A 21,569-nucleotide genomic window follows, 5' to 3' on the forward strand; every position below is an offset into this window, starting at 1 on the left:
TACCTAAAAGCTTGGGCTTGTTGCATGTCAGGCGTGACTACGTCAGCAATGCAGGCTACTCATAGCTTGTAGGCAGCTTTGGCCAAACCATAGGCAAGATCATGGGCGACCTCTAAAGCGTCAGCCATGCTTAAGCGGCCCGTCTCCACAAGACCGGCAAGGTAGGCGCAATCAGAGCGACGCGCCACGTCGTGCCTTGCAGGAATGGAGCAGAAGGCCCGCGTATCATCGTTAAAACCAGCCGTGTTGTAGAAGCCGCAGGTCTCAGTCGTGGCCTCGCGGAACCGTTTGATCCCCTCAAAGCTGTCAAAGAACCACCAAGGCGGGCCCAGTTTCAATGACGGGTACGCACCTGCAAGCGGGGCAAGTTCGCGTCCGTAAACCGTTTCGTCCAAGGTAAACAGCAGCACGGTTAAATCCGGTTCCATCCCAACGGCATCCAGCAAGGGCTTTAACCCGCCGACATAGTCGGTCCGTGTGGGGATATCGAACCCCATGTCCCGGCCATGTGTCTTGAAGACCTGCTGCGAGTGGTTGCGGCCAGACCCCGCGTGGATTTGAATAGTTAGCCCGTCTTCAAGGCTCATCTTCGCCATCTCCGTCAGCATCTGCCCGCGAAATGCGTCCGCCTCCTCAACCGTGCAGGTGCCAGCCAGCGCCTTCTGGAACAGCGCGTCTGCATCTGACGCACTCAGGTTCTCAGTCCGCGCCGTTGGGTGGCCATGATCGCTCGCAGTCGCCCCGAAGCTCTTGAAAAACGCACGGCGTTTGCGGTGAGCATTTAGGTAGCCGATCCAAGTCGTAGCCTTCTCGCCGGTGGTTTCGCCGAAAGCTTCGATGTTCGCGGCAAACCCCTCAAAGTCGGGATCAACCACAGCATCAGGGCGATAGGTCGTGATCACGCGACCAGACCAGCCGCTTTCTTTGATCGTCTTGTGCGACTTTAAGTCATCAAGCGCTCCCTCGGTGGTGGCTAAACACTCGATCCCGAAAGCGTCAAACAGGGCTCGCGGGCGAAACGCATCTTGCGACAACTTATCGTCGATATGATCGTAGTATTGATCCGCCGTATCCGCACTCAACGGCATATCCAATCCGAAAACGTGCTCGAACGAATGGTTCAGCCACATGGAAGACGGCGTTCCGCGAAAAAGATGGAAGTTTTGTGCAAACAGCCGCCAAATCTTGCGCGGATCGGTCTCGGTTGCGCCGCCATCAATGCGCGAAATACCCAAATCCGTCAACGGCACACCTTGGCTCACCAACATGCGAAACACGTAGTGATCGGGAATGACCAACAGCTCAGCCGGATTTGGAAAACGCGCGTTCTGAGCAAACCAACTTGGGTCGCAATGCCCGTGCGGACTAAGGATCGGCAGGGCTTCGACGCTCTCAAACAAGCTACGTGCGGTGCTGCGCAGCTTGGGATCAGAGGAGAAAAGTCGATCAGGGTCGGTCAAAGGCATCGCGTTTCCAACTCATTTCGAGAGGCCGTTCCGCAAACTGATATTCTAATATGCCAGCATGTCAAATCAACGCGCTCAAAGAAAACAAACGTGCCACAAAAGATTGAGACACGTTTCATTTCAATAGAAATGGAGAAAGTGGTGAGCCCTGATGGGTTCGAACCATCGACCTACTGATTAAAAGTCAGTTGCTCTACCAACTGAGCTAAGGGCCCACTGAGGGTGCTATCTAGAAAGGTCGCCCCATGGGGTCAACCCCCAAATCCACGTGAATCTGCGCCACGTCTTCCATTGTGTCCAAGCGAAGGTTATATCGCGCGTCATGCAACATGCAGATGCCCCCCTCGGCCTGCCCTTCATGAAAATGCACGGGCTGGGCAACGACTTCGTGGTTATTGACCAACGGGGCAACGATACGCGTGTGTCGGCGGCCCTCGCCCGCGCGCTTGGCGACCGGCATCGCGGGGTGGGATTCGACCAACTTGCGGTGCTGGGTGACGTTGCAGACGCGGATATCGGCCTGACTTTTTTCAACTCTGACGGCTCCACCGCGGGTGCATGTGGCAACGCAACACGCTGTGTCGCGCGATTCGAGATGGCGCGGCGGGGAATCACGTCCCTCACCCTCAAAACCGAACGTGGGCTTTTGCAGGCCGAGGATGCCGGAGGCGGCTTGACGCGCGTCAACATGGGCGCGCCGCTGCTGGACTGGGCGGACATCCCGCTCGCGCGCGAAATGGACACCTTGGAACTGCCAATTGATGGCAAGCCCACTGCCACAGGCATGGGCAACCCGCACTGCACCTTCTTCGTTGACGATGCCGAGGCGATTGATCTCACCAGCTTCGGTTCTGCGCATGAGCATCACGAGCTCTTCCCCCAGCGCACCAATGTACAGGTGGCGCATCTGGTCGATAAAAACCACCTGCGCATGCGGGTCTGGGAGCGCGGTGTCGGCGTGACGCTGGCCTCCGGCTCGTCCTCATGCGCGACTGCCGTGGCCGCCGCCCGCCGCGGGCTCACCGATCGCCAAGTGCGCATCGACCTCGATGGCGGGCGCATCGACATCAACTGGCGCGACGACGGCGTCTGGATGACCGGCCCCACGGCGCATGTTTTCTCCGGCCACCTAACGCCCGAATTTATAGCCGCGCTATGAAACCGCCGATTTTCTCCACCCACGGCTGCCGCCTCAACGCCTATGAGACCGAGGCCATGCGCGACCTGACCCAAGGCCAAGATAACTTGGTCGTGGTGAACACCTGCGCGGTGACGGCCGAGGCCGTGCGCAAAGCCCGCCAAGACATCCGAAAGCTTCGCCGCGAGAACCCGAATGCCCGCCTCGTGGTCACCGGCTGCGCCGCGCAAACCGAGCCGGAAACATTCTCTAATATGGCCGAAGTCGACAATATCATCGGCAATACCGAGAAGATGAACCGCGCCACCTGGGGCTTCCTGCCCGACACTGAAAAGGTGCAGGTAGACGATATCATGAGCGTCGAGGAAACCGCCGGCCACCTGATCGACGGCTTCGGCACCCGTGCGCGGGCCTATGTGCAGGTGCAAAACGGCTGCGACCACCGCTGCACCTTCTGCATCATCCCTTACGGACGCGGCAATTCCCGATCCGTTCCGGCTGGCGTGGTGGTCGACCAAATCAAACGCTTGGTCGACAAGGGCTACAACGAAGTGGTGCTCACCGGCGTCGACCTCACCTCTTGGGGCGCCGACCTTCCTGCCACACCACAGCTGGGCGATCTGGCGCTGCGCATCCTCAAACTGGTGCCGGACCTGCCGCGCCTGCGCATCTCGTCCATCGACAGCATCGAGGTGGACGAGGCCCTGATGCAAGCCATCGCGACAGAGCCGCGCCTGATGCCCCACCTGCATCTCAGCCTGCAAGCTGGCGACGACATGATCTTGAAGCGCATGAAGCGCCGCCACCTGCGCGATGATGCGATCCGCTTCTGCGAGGACGCCCGCAAGCTGCGCCCCGACATGACCTATGGCGCGGACATAATCGCGGGCTTCCCGACCGAAACGGACGCCATGTTCGAAAACTCGTTGAAGCTGGTCAAGGACTGTGACCTGACATGGCTGCACGTCTTCCCCTACTCCGCCCGTCAGGGAACGCCCGCCGCTAAAATGCCCGCCGTCAACGGCAAGGACATAAAGGCCCGCGCAGCCCGTTTGCGTGCCGCCGGCGAGGCGCAGGTACAAAAACACCTCGCCTCCCGCGTCGGCCACACCCACAACATCCTCATGGAAAACCCGCGCATGGGCCGGACCGAGCAATTCACCGAAACGCTGTTCGAGACCGACCAGCTCGTAGGCCAGATCATCCCCGCCCGCATCATCGGGACCAAAGGCACCCAGTTGCGCGCATGAGTCTTCATCTTGGCGAAAATATTCCCGCCGGAGGCATCCCCGTTCTCTACAGTTTCCGCCGTTGCCCCTATGCGATGCGGGCGCGCCTTGCGATTCATGCAGCAGGTCTTCAGTTAGAGCACCGCGAGATTTTATTACGAGACAAAGCCCCTGAGTTCCTGGATGCCTCCCCGAAAGGAACTGTTCCAGTTGTCGTCGCACCTAGTGGGGTGATCGAGGAGAGTCTTGATATCATGCTTTGGGCACTGACTCAGAACGATCCCGAAAATTGGCTGCAAAACCGCAACGACAGCCTAGACCTGATTGCGCAGAATGACGGCCCGTTCAAGACTGCATTGGATCGATACAAATACGCGAACCGGCACGACAACGATCCTGAAACATGGCGTGCCCTCGGATCCGGCACTTTAGAAAATTATGACTCTATCCTTGCTCAAAATGCCTATCTTCTGGGCAACCAGCCTCGCCTCGCAGACATGGCAATCTTCCCCTTCGTGCGCCAGTTCGCCAACACCGACCGCGCGTGGTTCGACGCTCAACCTTGGCCGCATCTGCTCCGGTGGCTAAACGGTCACCTGACCTCCCCAAGATTCACGGCGATCATGATGAAATATCCCAAATGGCAGGCGGGTGATCCGCCAACCCTTGCGCCCTCGGCCTAACCCCGCCAAGGATAGCACCATGCATCCGAACCCCGCCTTCCGTCAGGACCCCAACAGCCGCAACATCGGCTTCGCCCGCGAACGCGGTTTCGGCACCTTGGCGATCAACGGAGATGACGGCCCTCTGACTGCGCACATCCCGTGCTTGCTGTCGCAGGACGGCAAACAGGCAGAGCTGCACCTTGTCCGCTCGAATCCCATCGCGCGGGCCTGCAAGGGCCCCACGAAAGCTGTGATCACCGTCACCGGCCCCGACAGCTACATCTCACCAGACTGGTATGGTGTCGCGGATCAGGTGCCTACATGGAACTACGTTGCGGTTCGGATCAGCGGAACGCTCAGCCCCTTGCCGCAAGACAACCTACACGCGTTGCTAGACCGCCTTTCCGCGCATTTTGAAGACCCTTTGCTTCCTAAAACGCCATGGACCTCCGCTAAGATGTCGGATGGTGTCATGGACCGCATGATGCGCCAAATTCAACCCTTCCAATTTGACGTGACCCAGATCGACGGCACTTGGAAGCTGGGCCAGAACAAACCTGATGATGTCCGCGTCAAAGCCGCCGATCATGTTGCGGGACACGGCATCGGGCAAGACACGCAAACCCTCTCTGCGCTTATGCACGGGGCCAAACCGGAGAAACCACAATGAAGCTCTTTTCAAGCCCGACATCCCCCTATGTGCGCAAGGTTCTCGTCCTATTGCGCGAGACCGACCAGTTGAATGACGTGGAGATGGTCCCCGCGGGCGGCACCCCGCTCGATCCCGGCACAATGCCACGTGACTTGAACCCGTTGGGCAAGATCCCGGCGCTTGCCCTTGATAACGGACAGCCGATCTATGATAGCCGCGTCATCTGCCGCTTTTTCGATGATCGCGCCAAGGCTGGCATGTATGGCTCTGGCGACGCGACATGGCAACTCCAAACGCTTGAAGCCACCGCCGACGGCATCCTCGATGCGGCAATTTTGATGGTCTACGAAGCCCGCGTGCGCCCAGAAGACAAGCAATTCGAAGGCTGGACGGAAGGTCAATGGCGTAAGATCAACACCGCGCTAGATGCGTTGGAGGCGGCTTGGATGGACACCCTCACTACCGACAGCCTGACCATCGGCCAGATCGCGATTGGCTGCGCGTTGCCGTATCTCGATCTGCGCCACGCCGACCGAAACTGGCGCGAGGGCCGTCCGAACCTTGCCGCGTGGGAGGCCGAGTTCGCCAAGCGCGACAGCATGACCGCCACCGTGCCGCCCGCCGGCTGACATATGGCGCAGATCACCCGCACGGATGACATCACCACCTGCCTTCAGATCAGGCGGGTGGTGTTTATCGACGGCCAGAACGTGCCGGAGCCCGAGGAGATCGACGGCGACGACCCCAACTGCATCCAGTACCTTGCTACCGCGAAGGGCGCGCCCGCAGCGACGGCGCGGGTTAAACCGCTTGGTAAAAAGGCAAAAATCCAGCGCGTCGCAGTTCTGGGCACTCATCGCGGAACCGGCCTGGGGGCGGAACTGATGCGGTTCATCCTGACTGACCTGCGCGCAGATTTCGACGAGGCGGTCTTGGGATCACAACTCCATGCCATAGGTTTCTACGAAAAGCTGGGGTTTGAGGTGTTCGGGCCAGAGTTTGACGACGCGGGCATTCCACATCGCCATATGCTTTTGAAGCTAGAAGAAAAGTCCTCTTGGCGGGGGAAGTGACTGTTCACCGCCCCCCAACAGCCGCATTCCACGTGCCGTCCCTAGTTTAAACAGTGGCAGAAATTTTGCTTTCGCCACGCGTACCGATCAAAATCGACAAAATTTGCGATGGCCTGAATTCAGCGTCTGACCACTCGCTAGTTTGAAATTTGCTGATACCAGATCGGTGCGTTGCATGCCTTGGTGTCAACGCAGTCGCATCTACAATGCGCCTCGTGCAATTTGATCTGCTTCTATACTCTCGAACAGAGCCTTGAAGTTCCCCTCTCCGAAACCGTCATCGCCTTTGCGCTGTATGAACTCAAAGAAGATCGGACCAATCACGGTTTTTGAGAAAATCTGCAGTAAGATGCGGGTTTCGCCCCCGTCAACCACGCCTTCGCCGTCGATAAGAATCCCGTGTTTCTGCATCCGGTCCAGCGGCTCTTGATGATCGACCACGCGCGATTGGCTGAGTTCGTAATAGGCGGCTGGCGGCGCGGGCATGAACTTCAGGCCGTTTTCGGCAATTTTGTCGGTCGCATCATAGATATCGTGAGCGCCAACGGCGACATGTTGTATGCCCTCGCCATTGTATCGCTTGAGATATTCGACAATCTGACCTTTCTCGCCGCGATCTTCGTTGATCGGAATGCGGATACGTCCACAAGGAGAGGTCAGTGCGCGGCTATAAAGGCCAGAGTGTTTGCCTTGAATGTCAAAAAAGCGGATTTCTTTGAAGTTGAACAGTGCCTCATAGAACTTGAACCAGACATCCATGTTGCCCTTGTGCACATTGTGGGTCAGGTGGTCGATATAGTGGAATCCGACGCCCATCGGATGCGTCTTCGCTACCCAATTGAACTCTGCGTTATAGGGGTTTGCCTCGTAATATTGGTCGATGAAATAGATCAGCGAGCCGCCAATGCCTACGATGGCAGGCACGTCCATGGTTTTGTCGTCGCCGGTGTAAGGCGTCGCACCGTTGGACACCGCATGATCGAATGCTTGCTGCGCATCGACAACGCGCCAGGCCATGGAAGGGGCGCAAGGGCCGTGCTCTTCGACAAACGCGCGGGCATGACTTCCGGGCTCGTTGTTCAGCACATAGGTGATATCGCCCTGCTGCCAGAGCTGAATGTCTTTAGTTTTGTGTGTTGCAGTATGGATGTAGCCCATTTTCTCAAACAGCTCGCGCAGTTTTTCTGGCTCTGGGTGGGCAAACTCCACAAACTCAAATCCATCTGTCCCAGCGGGATTTTCAGCAGTGATGGTCGCTTTTGGTGCATCATGTGGAAACGGGCCCATGGGTCAATCCTTGTTGTTGGTGGAATGTGACAGGCATACCGCAAGCCCAAAGCGTTGAGTGCGTATAATTCGCGGAATTTTGGCAGTTATTTGCGTTCAGTTTGCATGATTCCATAGTTTCATGCACGATACGAGCATGACCAGACTCGACTCAATTGATATCCGTCTTCTCGAACTTCTTCAGCGCGATGCGCAAACCACCGCGCAGACGCTGTCGGAGGTGCTGCATTTGTCGCCCTCGCAGGTAGGGCGCCGTCGGCAGCGGTTGGAGATGGAAGGCTACATTATCGGCACAGCCTGCAAGGCCAGCGCCAAGCGGCTGGGACTGACGGTGCAGGCCTTTGTTCAAATTCAGACCGTCGCACATGCGGCAGAAACCCATTCAGCCATCGAACAGCTGATCGGGTCACAACCCGAAATTACGGCCGCCTGGACCCTGACCGGAGATGCGGATTATCTGCTACGGGTTTATTGCGCCGACCTTTCGGCGCTCAATCACCTGATCCAAAATGTGCTTTTGCCGCATCCATCCATCGGGCGAGTGCAAAGCCAGGTCGTGATGGATCAGTTGAAAACGGATGCACCTCTGCCGGTGTTTGGCTGATGCCCGCGGCTACATCGCCGTTACAAGCCACAGCGACAACCAAGGTACCGCGATCAGCAGAGCGAGCCGCGCGATATCGGCCAGCCAGAACGGCAGTACACCGCGGAAGATCGTGCCCAATGAGACGTCTTTCAACACTGACTTCAGGACAAATACATTCATGCCCACGGGCGGAGTGATCAGGCTGATTTCGGTTACCACCACAACGACAATGGCAAACCAGATCAAGGCATACTCCGGGTCTTGCAACAATTCGTTGGTAAAGGGCAGTTCGTACATCAGCGGATAGAACACAGGCACGGTCAGCAGCACCATCGACAAGCTTTCGAGCACGCAGCCCAGCACCATGTAGATGACCACGATCATCAGGATCACCGCCCAGACGGGCATTTCCAAATCCAACACCAGTGATGCCAGCCCATCGGGCAATCCGGCGAAGTTCACGAAGTTTGAAAAGAGCTCTGCGCCTATGATCACGGCAAAGATCATCGCTGTTGCCCGAACGCTGTCAAACGTGGCGGTCATGAAGTCCCTGAAGCTCATGGTGCGCAAGCCAACAGCGATCAACACGGCAGCCCCGGCGCCGGTCCCCGCCGCTTCGGTCGGGGTGAAAAAGCCACCATAGATTCCCACCATGATGAAGGTGAAAAGGCCAAGTACACAGAACACACCTATCAAGTCAGAGGTATCCATGGGCTCATTCTCGGTGACGTCCGGTGCCAGTTCCGGCTTGAGCCAAACGGTGATCTTGACCGCCATCAGATAGAGCAAAACCCCCAAAATGCCGGGGATGATGCCTGCGATAAAGAGTTTCGAGATATTGGTTTCGGTCAGCAGCCCGTAGATGATCAGGATTACCGACGGTGGGATCAGGATGCCCAGCGTGCCGCCCGCCGCGATGGACCCTGTCGCCAGCCGGTCATCATAGCCAAATTTGCGCATGGACGGCATGGCGACCTTTGACATGGTTGCGGCCGTTGCCAGAGATGAGCCGCAAACAGCGGAAAACCCGCCGCAGGAAAACACCGATGCCATGGCCAACCCGCCGCGAGTACGCCCGAACAGCCGGTCTGCCGCCGCAAACAACCCGTGTGCAACGCCGGACGCTGCCAACACATTGCCCATGAAGATGAACAAGGGAATGACCGACAGGCTATAGGACAGCGCGGAATCGAAAGCGATTTGCCCTGTCATTGCCCACGCCGGCTGCCAGCCACGCAGAAGGGCGAAACCGATGCCCCCGACAGCGGCCATGGCAAAAGCAATCGGCACGCGCAGCAGGATCAACCCAAGCAGAACGGCAAAACCTATCAACGATTCCAACATGGCAGGGTCCTAAGCGACTTATCGGTTGCGAGGGGGGTGGATGCCGCGCAGGAACGCGATACAGGCGCTGACCATACACGAGAATGCGGCGAGAAAGCCAAATGGTGCCAACGGGATAGACAGCGCGTTGGTAACGGCACCATCTTCAAAGCTCGACGCGGCATGTGACGCCAATCGCCACGCCAGTGTCGCCAAAAGAGCCGCCGAAAAAAGCCCGGCGAAGGCTGAGAGCAGTTTTTGAAACTTGTCGCTCAGACCCACGTTCAGAAGGTCCACTTCAATATGCTCGCGACGTTCCGTGGTCAGTGGCAGCGCGGTGAAAACCAGCGCTGCCAGCATGATTTCAGTGACTTCGAACGCGCCGCTAAGCGGGGCCGAAAAGAAATAGCGGCCAACCACATCCACGCAGGTCACCAGAATGAGGCAGAAGAGCAACAGCCCCGCCGCGACACCAAGTGAGTTTTGCATGATCAGGCCGATGTCCAGGCTGTTCTGGCCAAGGACATCGTCCGTTTTCTGTGGATCAGGCTGCGCCATGGATCAGAACGACACGCCGGATGCTTTACGCATCGCAGTCAGGGCTGCGACACCGTCAAAGCCGTCTTCTGCGATCGCGTCGGACCAAGTTTTTTCGTGCACGGCAGCAGCATCTTTGATCGTGTTCAAAAGCGCATCGGGAGCTTCGGAAACTTCGATGCCAGCTTCCGCGATCTTAGCAATGGCAGCTTCATCTGCAGCGTTCCAGGCTTCGCCAATCCGTTCGGCAAAGGCCGCGCCGGAAATAGCTTCGATTGCGGCACGGTCATCTTCGGAAATTCCGTTCCACGCTCCCTCGTTCATCACGAGGAACCAGGTGGTATTGTAGAGCCCGCCTGGCACCTTGGTGGTGTGTTTTAGGTCATCGGTCAGCTTGAACGCGGTGAGGGCTTCGTAGGTAAAGGTCACCCCATCAATCACCCCGCGCGAGAGCTTTTCGAAGACTTCACCGGAGGACATGAACAGAGTCTCAGCGCCCAAATCCGACATCAGGTCCGCGATATAGCCGCCGGGAACGCGAATTTTCAGACCGTCCAGATCGTCAGATGTTGTGATCTCGCGGACGTTGTTGTGCAGCACGCCGGGGCCGTGGACAAAGAGACCAAGCAGTTTGACGCCTTCGTGTTCCGCTTGGGCATCCAATTGGCCGGTATACACTTCCCAGAAGGCTTTCGATCCGCTGACAGCATCATCCCCGATGAAGGAAAACTGGCCAATGCGCGAACGCTCAAACCGGTCGTCCTTGGTAAAGGAATGCAAACCGTAGGTGATGTCGGCAATTCCATCTGCTGCCATGTCGTAATGTGCGGGTGGCGCACCCAACGGCTTGGCCAGAACACGCACCTTCACGCGGCCTTCGGTGACATCTTCAATCTCTTTGGCCCAAGGCTTGATCGCGTTCACCACAATCGGGTGGCGTGGCGGTAGCCAGCTGGACAGCGCCAGTGTGGTTTCGGCAAACGCCGCGGTGGATGTCAAAAGGCTGGCACTCAGAAGTGCCCCTGCCATTAGTTTTCCAAAGGTGGGTGTAAGTTTGGTCATTGTTTTCGTTCCTCCCAGTAACGTCGTTTATTTGTCGATCGGCATCACCCGTTTGTGTTGCCAATTTAGCAGCGCCACTCCGTTCATCAGGCCTCTTGTCCCCCTGAGCGCTTGGGCGTTGATTCATCTCCCGTTCATAATCGTTTCATTTGCAACGAAGTCAACTATTTTATTGCACATGCAACGAAATTGCGGTCTTGTTCGACGCGAACCGCAAAGCTTGGACGTATGAAAAGCAACCTGCCCGACTTTGATCTTGATCGATATCTGCCTTACCGGTTGACCGTAATCGCGGCTCAACTGAGTGCGCGGTTATCCAAGCAATATAAGACCCAATTTGGCATATCTATTGCCGAATGGCGTATCCTGCTGAACCTCGGCTATTCAGGCAGCGGATCTGTGAGGGATATCGAAAAGCGGGTCAGTCTGGAGAAATCAAAGGTGAGCCGCGGCGTGTCGCGGCTTGAGGCCAAGGGATATTTAACGAAATCAGTAGATGACAAGGATCGACGTCTTCTGAAATTGGCGCTTACAGAAACCGGTGTCGCATTGCTTGGTGAACTCATCCCTATTGCCACGGCCTATCAGGAACAGCTGGACGAGATATTGGGAGAAAAAACCCAATCCTTGCAATCAGCACTAGATCGTCTGGCTGAAAGCCCCGACTGAGTTCTTCCTATTACGACTGGTTATTCGCCACAGCACGGGCCAACGCCTCAATACCCTGAACCAGTGCGGCCCGGTCTTCCTCACTCAGCTTTGCTAGAACGACATTGGCCTGTGCATCTACCTGTGGAAAAACCTCGGCAAAAAGCGCCTGACCGGTTTGGGTGCAGGCATACACACGCAGCCGTTTGTCCACTTGTGAAATCTCTCGGGTGATCAGGTTCTTGTCTTCGAGGCGTTTCGAGGCGCGGCTGATCTGTACCTTGTCCAAAGTGGTCCGCTGCGCAAGCTCATGCGAACTCAGTTGCTGCGCTTCGGCCAGAAGCAGTAGTAACCGCCATTCTTCTCGCGACAAACCATATTTGCGGCCATAGACCTCAACCAGCTTTTGTGAAAACGCTTCTGCGGCCAAAGCGAGCCGATAGGGAAAATAGGTCTCAAGTTGCATGTGCCTTCCTTACGCGATCGGCAAAGCTCGTTACAAGTGAAACCAATGCTGCACAGCTTTCACACTACTTGGCTTTGGCGGCAGCAAAGGCCTGTCGCAAAACCTCCCGGTCTCCGATGTGATTGGCAAGGATCAGGATTAATCGCGCATTCAGCGCATCACTTTGCGCCTTATCAAGGTCCTGATGCGCCCCAAGCAATTCATCATAGAACCCATCGGCGTCCGGAATGTTGGGATTGGTGTTCAAATCCATAGCTTAGCTCCTTTTCGCAACGGCTGTCCTAAGGGCGGACCGCACATCGCTTGCATTCGCCCGCGTCCAGCGCGCCGCAACATGCTGATCCGGGCGGATCAGGTAGATGGCGCACTCGGCGGTCCCCAGATACCGTTCTTTCAAAGCGCCGGTTGGGTCATCGGCTGAAGTGTCCAAGCGCAGCTTCTGTAATTCGATCCCATCTACCTCGGTTAGTTCCGGCAGCTGGGTATTGATGGCAAGTAACGTGAAGTGCCCCGGCAATTGATCCAGCAAAAACCCATCTGAGAGGGGCGCATCGACGCACGGCGCGCCCACGCGGGTACAGCTCGGGCCATCCAAGCCATCTGCGCCGTTCAGGGACAGGCCATCATACGCGCATGGCACTGAAAGTCTGCCGGAGTTCACCAAAGGTCGTGCAAAATCATGATGCCGCGCAAGATCCAGCACAGCATTTCGGAAGATCTTGCTGATCTCACTTTTGGGGGTCAGAAAATCGGTGGCGCGGGTGGAATTCAGAATGTTCTCGTCCGCACCATGAACGCGTTCTTCTGAGTAGGTATCAAGCAGGGTGTCGTGGGCTAGCCCCTTGATCACCAGATCCAGCTTCCATGCCAGATTGTCGACGTCCTGAATACCTGAATTCGCCCCGCGCGCACCAAAGGGGGAAACCTGATGCGCGGCGTCTCCGGCAAAAAGAACACGTCCGTGTCGGAACTCTTTCATGCGGCGACACTGGAAGGTGTAGATCGACGTCCACTCCAGCTCATACTCAGCGTCATCGCCCAGCATCGCATCGACGCGTTCGCGGATTTTCACCGGATCAAGTTCCGCTTCGCGGTCGATATCCCAGCCCAGCTGAAAATCGATCCGCCAGATGTCGTCGGGCTGTTTGTGGAGCAAAGCCGACTGGCCGCTGTTTTTGAAGGGTGGTTCAAACCAGAACCACCGCTCGGTCGGGAAATCTGCCGTCATGCGTACATCGGCAATCAGGAAATTATCCTCAAACACCCGGCCATCAAAGCTTAGCCCCATCATCTCGCGCACAGGCGAGCGTGCGCCGTCGCAGGCGATCAGCCAGTCGGCTTCGACCTGATAGGGGCCGTCAGGGGTATCCACATCCAGACACACATGATCGTCGTGCCGGGTCAGTCCAGTGACAACATTGCGCCCCCTGATTTCAATCGGCGCACCATTGGCCTGAGCGCGACGCACAGCGTCTACCAGGAATTTCTCAAAGTAAGGTTGCTGTAGGTTGATAAAGGCGGGGTTCTTGTGGCCCTCTTCTGGCAACAGGTTGAACTCGAATACCTTATCCGGACCGTGAAACACCTTGCCGACATTCCAGATCACACCCTTGTCGACCATCGCCTGACCTGCGCCAAGCCTGTCGGCAATCTCTAGCGTACGCTTGGCGAAGCAAATCGCACGACTTCCCAGCCCAACGCCATCATGGTCGTCCAGCACCAGAACCGGCGTACCCTTCAGGCCCAAATCTAGGGCCGTTGCCATGCCAATCGGCCCACCACCGACAACCACAACGGGATGTCGGTGCGGCGGCAGATCTTGTGACGCGACCTTTGCGTAGGGATAAAGCTCAAAAGCAAGTTGATATGTTGCGCCAACCATAGCGGCCTCCTGTGCGGTGATGTCAGCCCTGCAATTGATCCCACATTTCCAGATCACGCTTGTCGGTCCAGATGCGGGGGGTGTCGATGCCGCGAGCCTCGTCATAGGCGCGGGCAACGTTGAAGGGCAGGCAATGTTCGTAAATGGCGTAATCCGCGAATTTGGGATCGCAGGACGCACGAACAGCATCCCAGGCGTCCTTCAAAGAACCGCCTTTGGCTGCAACTTTTGCGGCGGGGCGATAGGTGCTTTGCACAAAATCATGGGTGCTTTGGATGGCTTTGTTTACCATGTCCTGCCCAATCAGTGCGCCACCCCGACCGGGTGCGATCGCATCCACTTCGTAAGCCTTGATCGCATCAAGCGTATCGCCCCAGTCCGCAAAATGCCCGTCGCCGCAGTAACACGCCGAGTGGTATTCAACGATGTCGCCGGTGAACATTACGTTCTGATCTGGCACATGGATCACCGCGTCACCCGCCGTGTGGGCGCGCCCCAGATGTTTGATATCAACCCGACGATTGCCCAGATAGACCGTCATGCTGTCACTAAATGTTGTGGTGGGCCAGGTCAGACCGGGGATGCTTTCATGCCCCTCAAAAAGGCGCGGAAAGCGTTGAAACTCGCTGTCCCAGTCTTCCTGTCCGCGTTCCACAACCATGGCGCGGGCCGTGTCGGACATGATGATCTGATCGGCACCAAAGGCCGAAGCGCCTAGCACGCGCACGGCGTGATAGTGGGTCAGCACCACATGGCTGATCGGCTTGTCGGTGACCTCGCGCACTTTCTCGACGACCTTGTTCGCCAGTCGTGGCGTGGCCTGAGCCTCGACAATCATCACGCTGTCATCGCCGATGATCACACCTGAATTGGGATCGCCCTCAGCAGTGAAGGCGTAAAGCCCTTCACCGATCTCATCGAAGGTGATTTTCTTTTCCGTCATGTCGCCCTGCGACGCGAATGCCTTTGCCATGTCAGGTCTCCTTAGCGTTTGTAGGGGTTTTCGAGGGCGGGCAGGATTTTGCCTGTGCAGTCACCAAATCCAATGGTGAATCCTTCGCCATGCGCCGCGGCCGTCAGGGTCAACGTATCGCCGTCCTCAATGAAGCTGCGGGTCTCGCCGGTCTCCAGCTCAAGCGGTTGTTTTCCGCCCCAGCTCAACTCCAGCAACGATCCCCGGTTTTGTTTTTTAGGTCCCGAGATCGTGCCCGATCCCAGCAGATCGCCCACCCGCATCGCGCAGCCTGATGTGGTGTGATGCGCCAATTGTTGTGCGGCGGAATAATACATCTCGTTGTAGTTGGTGCGCGCGATGGTGTCGGCCGCTTTGCCCTCAGGGGTCAGCGTGACGGACAGGTCAATGTCATAAAGCATCGGGCCCGCGTCTTTCAGATGATCGAGCAGTTCAACCTCGCGCGCGGGCGTATCGCACCGGAAGGGTGCCAGCGCCGCGGCGGTCACGATCCAAGGGCTAATTGAGGTCGCCGTTGCCTTGGCCTGAAACGGACCAAGGGGTTGATATTCCCACGCCTGAATGTCGCGCGCGGACCAGTCGTTCAGCAGCACATATCCGAAGATGTTTTCATCCGCCTCTTGCACCGTAATCGGCCCGTCGCTGGCGGTGCCGACAATAGCGCCCATTTCCAGTTCGATGTCGAACCGGGCCGAGGGCGCAAAGCGCGGTGCATCGTCATTCGGGCCTTTCAATTGACCCCAAGGCCGCCGAACATCCGTGCCGGAAACCACAACGCTGGAAGCACGGCCATTATATCCGATGGGGATATGCAGCCAGTTGGGCGGCAGAGCATTTTCCGCGCCACGAAACATGGTTCCCACATTGGTGGCATGGTGGCGGCCGGCGTAAAAATCGGTGTACTCGCTGACGGTGATTGGCATGTGCAAGCTGGCGTCTTCTTGGGCCGTCAGAAGCGGCTCTGCCTGTTCGCGGTCGGTGCTTCCCTCGGCCAAAATTTCCATCAGGCGCTGCCGCAGCTTGGCCCAATCCGCCTTGCCTAGTGCCATGAAGGTATTCCAGGACGACGCTTTGAAAGCCCCTCCGAATGCAATCAGCCCTTTGGCTTCAAGCGCCTGAACATCAAGAATGTAATCGCCAATGGCCACGCCGCAGCGTGGATCGCTGTCAGCGGTTGAGAACACGCCATACGGCAGGTTGTTCAGCGGAAACTGGGTTTCAGCGGTGTTCGCGCTCTCCACCCAGGAACGGAGCAATTTGGTCATGAGATCACTTTCGCATCAGGTTGTTGGTCGGGATGAGCCGCTGCGATTTCGGGAAGGGCAAGGCATGCCTCCTCTACCCCGCGCAGCTTCGGATAGTGGGTCAGGTCCAGCCCCCAGCGACGGGCATTGTAAAGCTGTGCAATGATGCAAAGATCAGCAATGTCCGGAACGGCGCCAAAGACAAATGGCGTGTTTTCCTCAAGCTGCGCCTCTAGCGCTTCGAACCCCAAACGCATCCAGTGACACATCCAGTCTGTTAGCTGGTCTTGTGTGGCCCCGAAACGCGTCTTCAACTCACCGAGCACGCGCAGATTGTTCACAGGATGGATGTCCAACGCCACGGTATGTGCGGCCGCCAGCACCCTTGCGCGCTGCAGCGGATCAAAGGGGATCAGCTGAGGCTCAGGCCATGTGGCGTCGAGATAGTCGAGGATGGCCAATGATTGCGTCAACGTGGTGCCGTCCTCCAGCACCAATGTAGGCACGCCTGCGCCGGGGTTCAGCGTTAGATAATCCTCTTTGCGCTGAACTCCGGCCACTAGGTCAACCGGTACGATCTCATAGCTCAGCCTCTTGAGGTTCAGCGCGGCGCGGACTCGGTAGGACGTACTGGATCGCCAGTAGGAATAGAGTTTCATTTCTTGCCCGGAGTGCCGTCGAACTTCTTCTCCAGACTTTCCCAGCAATCAATATAGTCGTCTTGTAAGGGCGCTTGCTTGCCTGCAAATTCTGTCAGTTGCTGCGGAAAGCGCGTCTCGATCATGAACGACATCGTGTTGTCCAGCTTCTCGGGACCCAGATCGGCATTTGACGCCCCCTCGAACGCTTCCATATCAGGGCCGTGCGGCAGCATCATGTTATGCAGGCTGATCCCACCGGGAACAAATCCCTGAGGTTTGGCATCATATTGGCCATAAATATTGCCCATCAGCTCGGACATGATGTTCTTGTGATACCAAGGCGGGCGGAAGGTATCCTCCATCACCATCCAGCGCTCGCGGAAAAGCGCAAAGTCGATATTTGCGGTACCGGGCTGGCCCGACGGGGCTGTCAGAACGGTGAAGATCGACGGATCAGGGTGGTCAAACAGGATCGCGCCAACAGGGCAATAGGTGCGCAGGTCGTATTTTACCGGCGCGTAGTTGCCGTGCCAGGCCACCACATCCAGCGGCGATTGTTTGATCTTGGTTTCATGGAATTGACCGCACCATTTGATAGTGATGGTTGAGGGAACCTCGCGGTCTTCAAAGGCCGCCACGGGCGTTTTGAAATCACGCGGGTTGGCCATGCAATTGGCCCCGATCGGGCCCCGGCCCGGCAGTTCAAACTTCTGCCCGTAATTTTCGCAGACAAAACCGCGGCAGGGGCCTTCCAGCACCTCAACCCGGTACACCAGCCCGCGCGGAATGATGGCGATCTCCTTGGGCTCAAGATCGATGATCCCCAGCTCGGTACAAAAGCGCAACCGCCCTTCTTGGGGGATAATCAGCAATTCGCTATCAGCCGAGAAAAAATAGCTGTCGACCATGCTTTGCGTCACCAGGTAGACGTGGTTTGCCATGCCTACCTGTGTGTTCACATCGCCCGCCGTGGTCATCGTTCGCATACCGGTCAGCCAAGTCTGATCTTGATCGGAATGTGGCAAGGGATCCCAGCGATATTGACCAAGGCTGGTGACGTCCTCGACCACGTTGGGTGCGGACTTCCAGTGCGGCAGATCGATTTTCTCGTACCGGTGCGAATGCTTAACCGACGGGCGGATACGGTAACACCATGTGCGTTCATTCTGATGGCTTGGTGCAGTGAAAGCGGTTCCACTCAACTGCTCACCATAAAGACCGTAATTGCATTTCTGCGGGCTGTTCATGCCCCGCGGCAATGCACCCGGGAGTGCTTCGGTTTCAAAATCGTTGCCAAAACCGGGCATGTAACCAGGCGTAACTCCAATATTATCAGGGGCCGTAACCATTTCATTTTGCGCGTTTGATGTATTCATTTGGCAACCTTCCTTGGTGGTCTGATTCAATTTGGTGTTGCCTTCTTTATTTCGTTGCAATTGCAACAATGTCAAGAATTTTATTGCACATGCAACGAACCTGGCCAGTCTAGAGCGCTTAGACTTGTCGTCGCGAAACAGCATCCCGACATCGAAATCGCTGCTTCGAGTACTCTCGGGCATATTCTGACAGAGTCATATGTTACAGAAGCGAACAGAGCTTTCATCACGCAGGAAAAGCGCAGTTGCGGTCGTTAATGGAAGATGCGGTATTCAACGCTTGGGCTTGTTCCGGTCATTCACTGCGATTTGCGCCAAGGTCGGCTATGCGGGACTAAGCCGACCTTGTTGCGCGTGCCGTAAACACACCTGCAACGAACAAACAGCTCGCGCCGATGCGGTTCAGTATCCTCATGGCTGCGGGTCTCTGAAATTGTGTCCTCATTCCATTGGCGAAGTAGAGCCAGAAAAGACTGTTCAGCGTTGCAACGAACAAGAAAGTTGCGATGAGGATCGCAAATTGCTGAAAAATCGGACCTGACGGGCTGACGAACTGGGGCACGAACGCGACATAGAAAGCAGGGCCTTTCGGATTTAAAACGCTGATAAGCAGAGACTGCCAGAATAGGTTTTTCAAAGGCTTCGCGTCGGACACTCTGCCAACCGATATGCTTTCAACAGGAGCCGTCCAAAGAGAGTATGCCAGCCATATCAGATAGATCGCGCCTGCCAGCTTAAGAAGCGTGAAAAGAAAGGCTGACGTTGCCAAAACTGCTCCTGCGCCCAATAGAGACAGCGACATTGCGATAAACGCTCCAAGGACGACACCTGGAATTGTCGCGAGGCCTGACCGTTTTCCGTCGCGGATCGCATAGTTCACTGTCAGCACGATGTTTGGGCCGGGAATGAGGACAACAATCGCGCTTGCTACGGCAAAGGCCAACCAAGTTTCGTATGTCATTTGTCACTCCCACGCTACATACTGCTGACGCTGATAAGACTGGAAAGCCGAGCAGATTGAAAGCTCAATTCTGCGTCCGCAGCATTAGGAAAAAAGGGCTCTAAGCGGACATCTGAGCGTTTTCCTCAAACATCAGGGCCTTCCTAGAATGGCTGCAATGCGTACGAAGCGGAATTTATAGGCGGGAAGGCGAAGCCAGTGCCAAGTACATCTCGGTGCTGTCATCCACCTGTAAAGCGAGGCTGCCGTTTTTCGAGAAATGCACTGATGCCTTCATTGGCATCTTCACTTTCTAGTGCAAGTGCGAATTGATCATGATCCGCATGGCTCGCAACACCTGCCAACGCATTGGCATAAGCATTGATATCTTGTTTGCACATTCGCACAGCAACCGGGGGCATAGAAGCTGCTCGGGTCGCCAGGTCCATTGCCGCATCCAGTGTGGAACCGTCCGCAACCACGTCATCCGCCAATCCCCAATCCAGTGCGCGGTCTGCCCTTATCTTTTCCGCAAGAATTATGATGCGCTTGGCGCGTGCCGGTCCAACGAGATTTGTGATACGGGGAACAGATCCCCATGACATATTCAAGCCGCGTTCAACCTCTGGCACATAAAGGCCAGCACTCTCACCTATGACGCGCAAGTCGGTGGCAACCGATAGGGCGACACCACCACCAACGCACCACCCCTCGACGGCAGATATAGTGAGAGGCTGTAAGTCTTCCCAAGCCTGACACATACGTTTGCCGACCATCGCAGCTTGCCGGCGTTCGGCTAATCCAGCACCTTGCAATTTGCTCGTTTCTGCATCACTTAAATCAAAACCCATCGAGAAATTATCTGGCCGACCAGCTAGGACAATTGCAGAAGTTTCAAAGTCGTCTTCGAACCCACGCGCCGCTTCGGTAAGTTCTCGCATCAGATCATATGACAGCGGGTTAGCCGTCTTGCCGCAATCAAAAGAGACAACGGCGATCCGGCCATGTTGTTCAATTTTTACGTACTTCATATGACGTCCGCTTCCGGTTTTGCGAGAGCGTGAAGCAAGCGGCGGATCGTGTCTAGAATGTTCTATTACCGCATCATCAAGGATCGGTCCCCGACATGCTTCGTGGCAGGAGGAAAAGCCACCCATTCAAAGCGAAGGGGGCGTCATGTGATATAGGGTTGGCGGCAGTGTCAGAGCATGAGTTGGAACCGAATTCACCCACGCAGTTGCCGATGCGCCTCCGCTATGGCAATTCCGGCCGAAATCGCCACGTTCAGGCTCCGCCCTCCGCCGGGCATGGCGATCTTTACGCGGCCCTCGGCGGCGTCATGCACATGATCCGGCACGCCTGCACTTTCGCGCCCGACCAAAAGGCAGTCACCGCGCTGAAACTCGAAATCCCACAAATCCGTCGCCCCTTTGGTCGTCAACAACACCAGTCGCCCCACCTTTTCGGCCTCGAAGGTCTCCCAGCTGTCATGGTGGTGCACCTCGGCGTGCTCTGCGTAATCTAAGGCCCGTGTTCGCAGCAATTTCAGCGAAAACGGGAAACCGCAGGGCTCGATCACATGCAGCGGGGCGTCAAAGCACACGCCCAAACGCACCAAAGACCCCAAATTGGGGGCCAAATCCGGCTCAAACGCGGCAATTTGGACAAAGTGCGACAAATGGCTTCCCTTACAGTACGTTCTTGGGTGGACGTGGAGGCACCTTAGAATATATCTAGCCTCGATATCCTGCGCCCTCGGTGCGGATTCTTCAATTTACCGGCCGCACAAGCGGTCCGACAAGGGAGAAGTTCTCGTGTCCCACGCAGACGACCACAGCGGCGCTACCCGTCGCGACTTTCTGTACTACGCAACAGCGGGTGCAGGCGCAGTGACCACAGGGGCCGCCGTTTGGCCTTTGGTCAACCAAATGAACCCCTCCGCTGACGTGCAGGCTCTGGCCTCCATCGACGTTGACGTGTCTGGCATCGAGCCCGGCACCCAACTGACCGTCAAGTGGCTCGGTAAGCCGGTGTTTATCCGCCGCCGGACTGCAGACGAAATCGAAGCGGCCCGCGCAGTTGCGCTGTCTGATTTGCCAGACACTGGCGCAGAGAATCGCAACCTTGGACCGGAAGCCGATGCCGAGGACCAAAACCGCACGCTCGACGAAGACGGCGAATGGCTGGTGATGATCGGCGTTTGTACACACCTTGGCTGTGTGCCGCTGGGCGACGCAGGCGACTTTGGCGGCTGGTTCTGTCCTTGCCACGGTTCGCACTACGACACTGCAGGCCGTATCCGCAAAGGCCCTGCCCCGCTAAACATGCTAATTCCTGTGGCTCAATTCACGTCTGACGACGTGCTGAAACTCGGTTAAGGG

The 21,569-nt window shown here is 56.7% G+C and carries 24 protein-coding genes and 1 tRNA gene; 9 read left to right on the top strand and 16 right to left on the bottom strand.

Going from position 1 to position 21,569, the window contains the following annotated elements; all coding sequences use genetic code 11:
* Window positions 1-59 precede the first annotated feature (59 nt).
* Window positions 60-1,466 carry a glucuronate isomerase gene (uxaC, locus tag BCF46_RS10825; RefSeq protein ID WP_121024073.1) on the bottom strand — a complete coding sequence of 469 codons (1,407 nt, stop codon included), beginning with the start codon at window positions 1,464-1,466 and terminating at the stop codon, window positions 60-62.
* A 139-nt stretch (window positions 1,467-1,605) separates the two neighbouring features.
* Window positions 1,606-1,681 (bottom strand) — tRNA-Lys (locus BCF46_RS10830).
* Window positions 1,682-1,788: 107 nt separating this feature from the next.
* Here BCF46_RS10830 and dapF point away from each other — a divergent pair.
* Genes dapF through BCF46_RS10860 form a run of 6 tightly spaced genes read left to right on the top strand, consistent with a single transcriptional unit; the run spans window position 1,789 to window position 6,223 of the window.
* A complete protein-coding gene (gene dapF, locus BCF46_RS10835; protein WP_121024075.1) occupies window positions 1,789-2,625 on the top strand; it encodes a diaminopimelate epimerase in 837 nt (278 codons plus the stop codon).
* Complete coding sequence (mtaB, locus tag BCF46_RS10840; RefSeq protein ID WP_121024077.1) at window positions 2,622-3,854, top strand: tRNA (N(6)-L-threonylcarbamoyladenosine(37)-C(2))-methylthiotransferase MtaB; 1,233 nt, start codon at window positions 2,622-2,624, stop codon at window positions 3,852-3,854. The genes dapF and mtaB overlap by 4 nt, the downstream gene beginning before the upstream one ends.
* Entirely contained in the window at window positions 3,851-4,516 is a 666-nt protein-coding gene (locus tag BCF46_RS10845; protein WP_121024078.1) for a glutathione S-transferase, read from the top strand. Before mtaB ends, BCF46_RS10845 begins: the two co-directional genes overlap by 4 nt.
* Window positions 4,517-4,535: 19 nt before the next feature.
* Window positions 4,536-5,168, top strand: a complete 633-nt coding sequence (locus BCF46_RS10850) for an FMN-binding negative transcriptional regulator (RefSeq protein ID WP_121024080.1) — start codon at window positions 4,536-4,538, stop codon at window positions 5,166-5,168.
* A complete protein-coding gene (locus BCF46_RS10855) occupies window positions 5,165-5,779 on the top strand; it encodes a glutathione S-transferase (RefSeq protein ID WP_121024082.1) in 615 nt (204 codons plus the stop codon). The genes BCF46_RS10850 and BCF46_RS10855 overlap by 4 nt, the downstream gene beginning before the upstream one ends.
* A 3-nt stretch (window positions 5,780-5,782) precedes the next feature.
* Window positions 5,783-6,223: a GNAT family N-acetyltransferase gene (locus tag BCF46_RS10860; protein ID WP_121024084.1), complete on the top strand. Its 441-nt coding sequence runs from the start codon at window positions 5,783-5,785 to the stop codon at window positions 6,221-6,223.
* Between the two features lie 201 nt (window positions 6,224-6,424).
* Here the strand turns inward: BCF46_RS10860 and hppD are convergent, their stop codons facing one another.
* Window positions 6,425-7,510, bottom strand: coding sequence for a 4-hydroxyphenylpyruvate dioxygenase (gene hppD / locus BCF46_RS10865; RefSeq protein ID WP_121024086.1), 1,086 nt, complete (start codon window positions 7,508-7,510; stop codon window positions 6,425-6,427).
* A 121-nt stretch (window positions 7,511-7,631) separates the two neighbouring features.
* On the opposite strand from hppD, the gene BCF46_RS10870 reads away from it, so the two are divergent.
* Entirely contained in the window at window positions 7,632-8,114 is a 483-nt protein-coding gene (locus BCF46_RS10870; RefSeq protein ID WP_245990012.1) for an Lrp/AsnC family transcriptional regulator, read from the top strand.
* A gap of 9 nt (window positions 8,115-8,123) precedes the next feature.
* Here BCF46_RS10870 and BCF46_RS10875 read toward each other — a convergent pair whose 3' ends face one another.
* The 3 genes from BCF46_RS10875 to BCF46_RS10885 are packed head-to-tail and all read right to left on the bottom strand — an operon-like array spanning window position 8,124 to window position 11,018.
* Complete coding sequence (locus BCF46_RS10875) at window positions 8,124-9,440, bottom strand: TRAP transporter large permease (protein ID WP_121024089.1); 1,317 nt, start codon at window positions 9,438-9,440, stop codon at window positions 8,124-8,126.
* Between the two features lie 18 nt (window positions 9,441-9,458).
* Window positions 9,459-9,977, bottom strand: a complete 519-nt coding sequence (locus BCF46_RS10880; RefSeq protein WP_121024091.1) for a TRAP transporter small permease — start codon at window positions 9,975-9,977, stop codon at window positions 9,459-9,461.
* A gap of 3 nt (window positions 9,978-9,980) precedes the next feature.
* Window positions 9,981-11,018 carry a TRAP transporter substrate-binding protein gene (locus tag BCF46_RS10885; protein ID WP_121024093.1) on the bottom strand — a complete coding sequence of 346 codons (1,038 nt, stop codon included), beginning with the start codon at window positions 11,016-11,018 and terminating at the stop codon, window positions 9,981-9,983.
* Window positions 11,019-11,246: 228 nt separating this feature from the next.
* Between BCF46_RS10885 and BCF46_RS10890 the strand changes: the two genes are divergently transcribed.
* A complete protein-coding gene (locus BCF46_RS10890; protein WP_121024095.1) occupies window positions 11,247-11,687 on the top strand; it encodes a MarR family winged helix-turn-helix transcriptional regulator in 441 nt (146 codons plus the stop codon).
* Between the two features lie 10 nt (window positions 11,688-11,697).
* On the opposite strand, the gene BCF46_RS10895 is transcribed toward BCF46_RS10890, so the two are convergent.
* From BCF46_RS10895 to BCF46_RS10940, 10 genes are all read right to left on the bottom strand, one after another.
* Window positions 11,698-12,132, bottom strand: a complete 435-nt coding sequence (locus BCF46_RS10895) for a MarR family winged helix-turn-helix transcriptional regulator (RefSeq protein ID WP_121024097.1) — start codon at window positions 12,130-12,132, stop codon at window positions 11,698-11,700.
* A gap of 64 nt (window positions 12,133-12,196) precedes the next feature.
* Complete coding sequence (locus tag BCF46_RS10900; protein ID WP_121024099.1) at window positions 12,197-12,385, bottom strand: DUF2783 domain-containing protein; 189 nt, start codon at window positions 12,383-12,385, stop codon at window positions 12,197-12,199.
* A gap of 3 nt (window positions 12,386-12,388) precedes the next feature.
* The gene (locus BCF46_RS10905; RefSeq protein ID WP_121024101.1) at window positions 12,389-14,014 is read right to left on the bottom strand and encodes an FAD-dependent oxidoreductase; all 1,626 of its coding nucleotides are present in this window, start codon (window positions 14,012-14,014) and stop codon (window positions 12,389-12,391) included.
* A 22-nt stretch (window positions 14,015-14,036) separates the two neighbouring features.
* Entirely contained in the window at window positions 14,037-14,987 is a 951-nt protein-coding gene (locus BCF46_RS10910; RefSeq protein WP_121024103.1) for an MBL fold metallo-hydrolase, read from the bottom strand.
* An 11-nt stretch (window positions 14,988-14,998) separates the two neighbouring features.
* On the bottom strand, window positions 14,999-16,252 hold the full coding sequence (fahA, locus tag BCF46_RS10915; protein ID WP_121024105.1) for a fumarylacetoacetase: 1,254 nt from the start codon (window positions 16,250-16,252) through the stop codon (window positions 14,999-15,001).
* Window positions 16,249-16,890 (bottom strand): maleylacetoacetate isomerase, encoded by a 642-nt coding sequence (gene maiA / locus BCF46_RS10920; protein WP_121024107.1) that lies wholly within the window; start codon window positions 16,888-16,890, stop codon window positions 16,249-16,251. Before maiA ends, fahA begins: the two co-directional genes overlap by 4 nt.
* A complete protein-coding gene (gene hmgA / locus BCF46_RS10925; protein WP_211332809.1) occupies window positions 16,887-18,248 on the bottom strand; it encodes a homogentisate 1,2-dioxygenase in 1,362 nt (453 codons plus the stop codon). Before hmgA ends, maiA begins: the two co-directional genes overlap by 4 nt.
* 334 nt (window positions 18,249-18,582) lie before the next feature.
* Window positions 18,583-19,191 (bottom strand): LysE family translocator, encoded by a 609-nt coding sequence (locus BCF46_RS10930; protein WP_170157916.1) that lies wholly within the window; start codon window positions 19,189-19,191, stop codon window positions 18,583-18,585.
* A gap of 239 nt (window positions 19,192-19,430) precedes the next feature.
* A complete protein-coding gene (locus BCF46_RS10935) occupies window positions 19,431-20,219 on the bottom strand; it encodes an enoyl-CoA hydratase/isomerase family protein (RefSeq protein ID WP_121024112.1) in 789 nt (262 codons plus the stop codon).
* Between the two features lie 194 nt (window positions 20,220-20,413).
* Complete coding sequence (locus tag BCF46_RS10940) at window positions 20,414-20,866, bottom strand: TrmH family RNA methyltransferase (RefSeq protein ID WP_121024114.1); 453 nt, start codon at window positions 20,864-20,866, stop codon at window positions 20,414-20,416.
* 136 nt (window positions 20,867-21,002) lie between these two features.
* Here BCF46_RS10940 and petA point away from each other — a divergent pair, with 136 nt between their 5' ends.
* Complete coding sequence (gene petA, locus BCF46_RS10945; RefSeq protein WP_121024116.1) at window positions 21,003-21,566, top strand: ubiquinol-cytochrome c reductase iron-sulfur subunit; 564 nt, start codon at window positions 21,003-21,005, stop codon at window positions 21,564-21,566.
* Window positions 21,567-21,569: the final 3 nt, after the last annotated feature.

Source organism: Litoreibacter meonggei (assembly GCF_003663885.1).
Classification (GTDB): Bacteria; Pseudomonadota; Alphaproteobacteria; order Rhodobacterales; family Rhodobacteraceae; genus Litoreibacter; species Litoreibacter meonggei.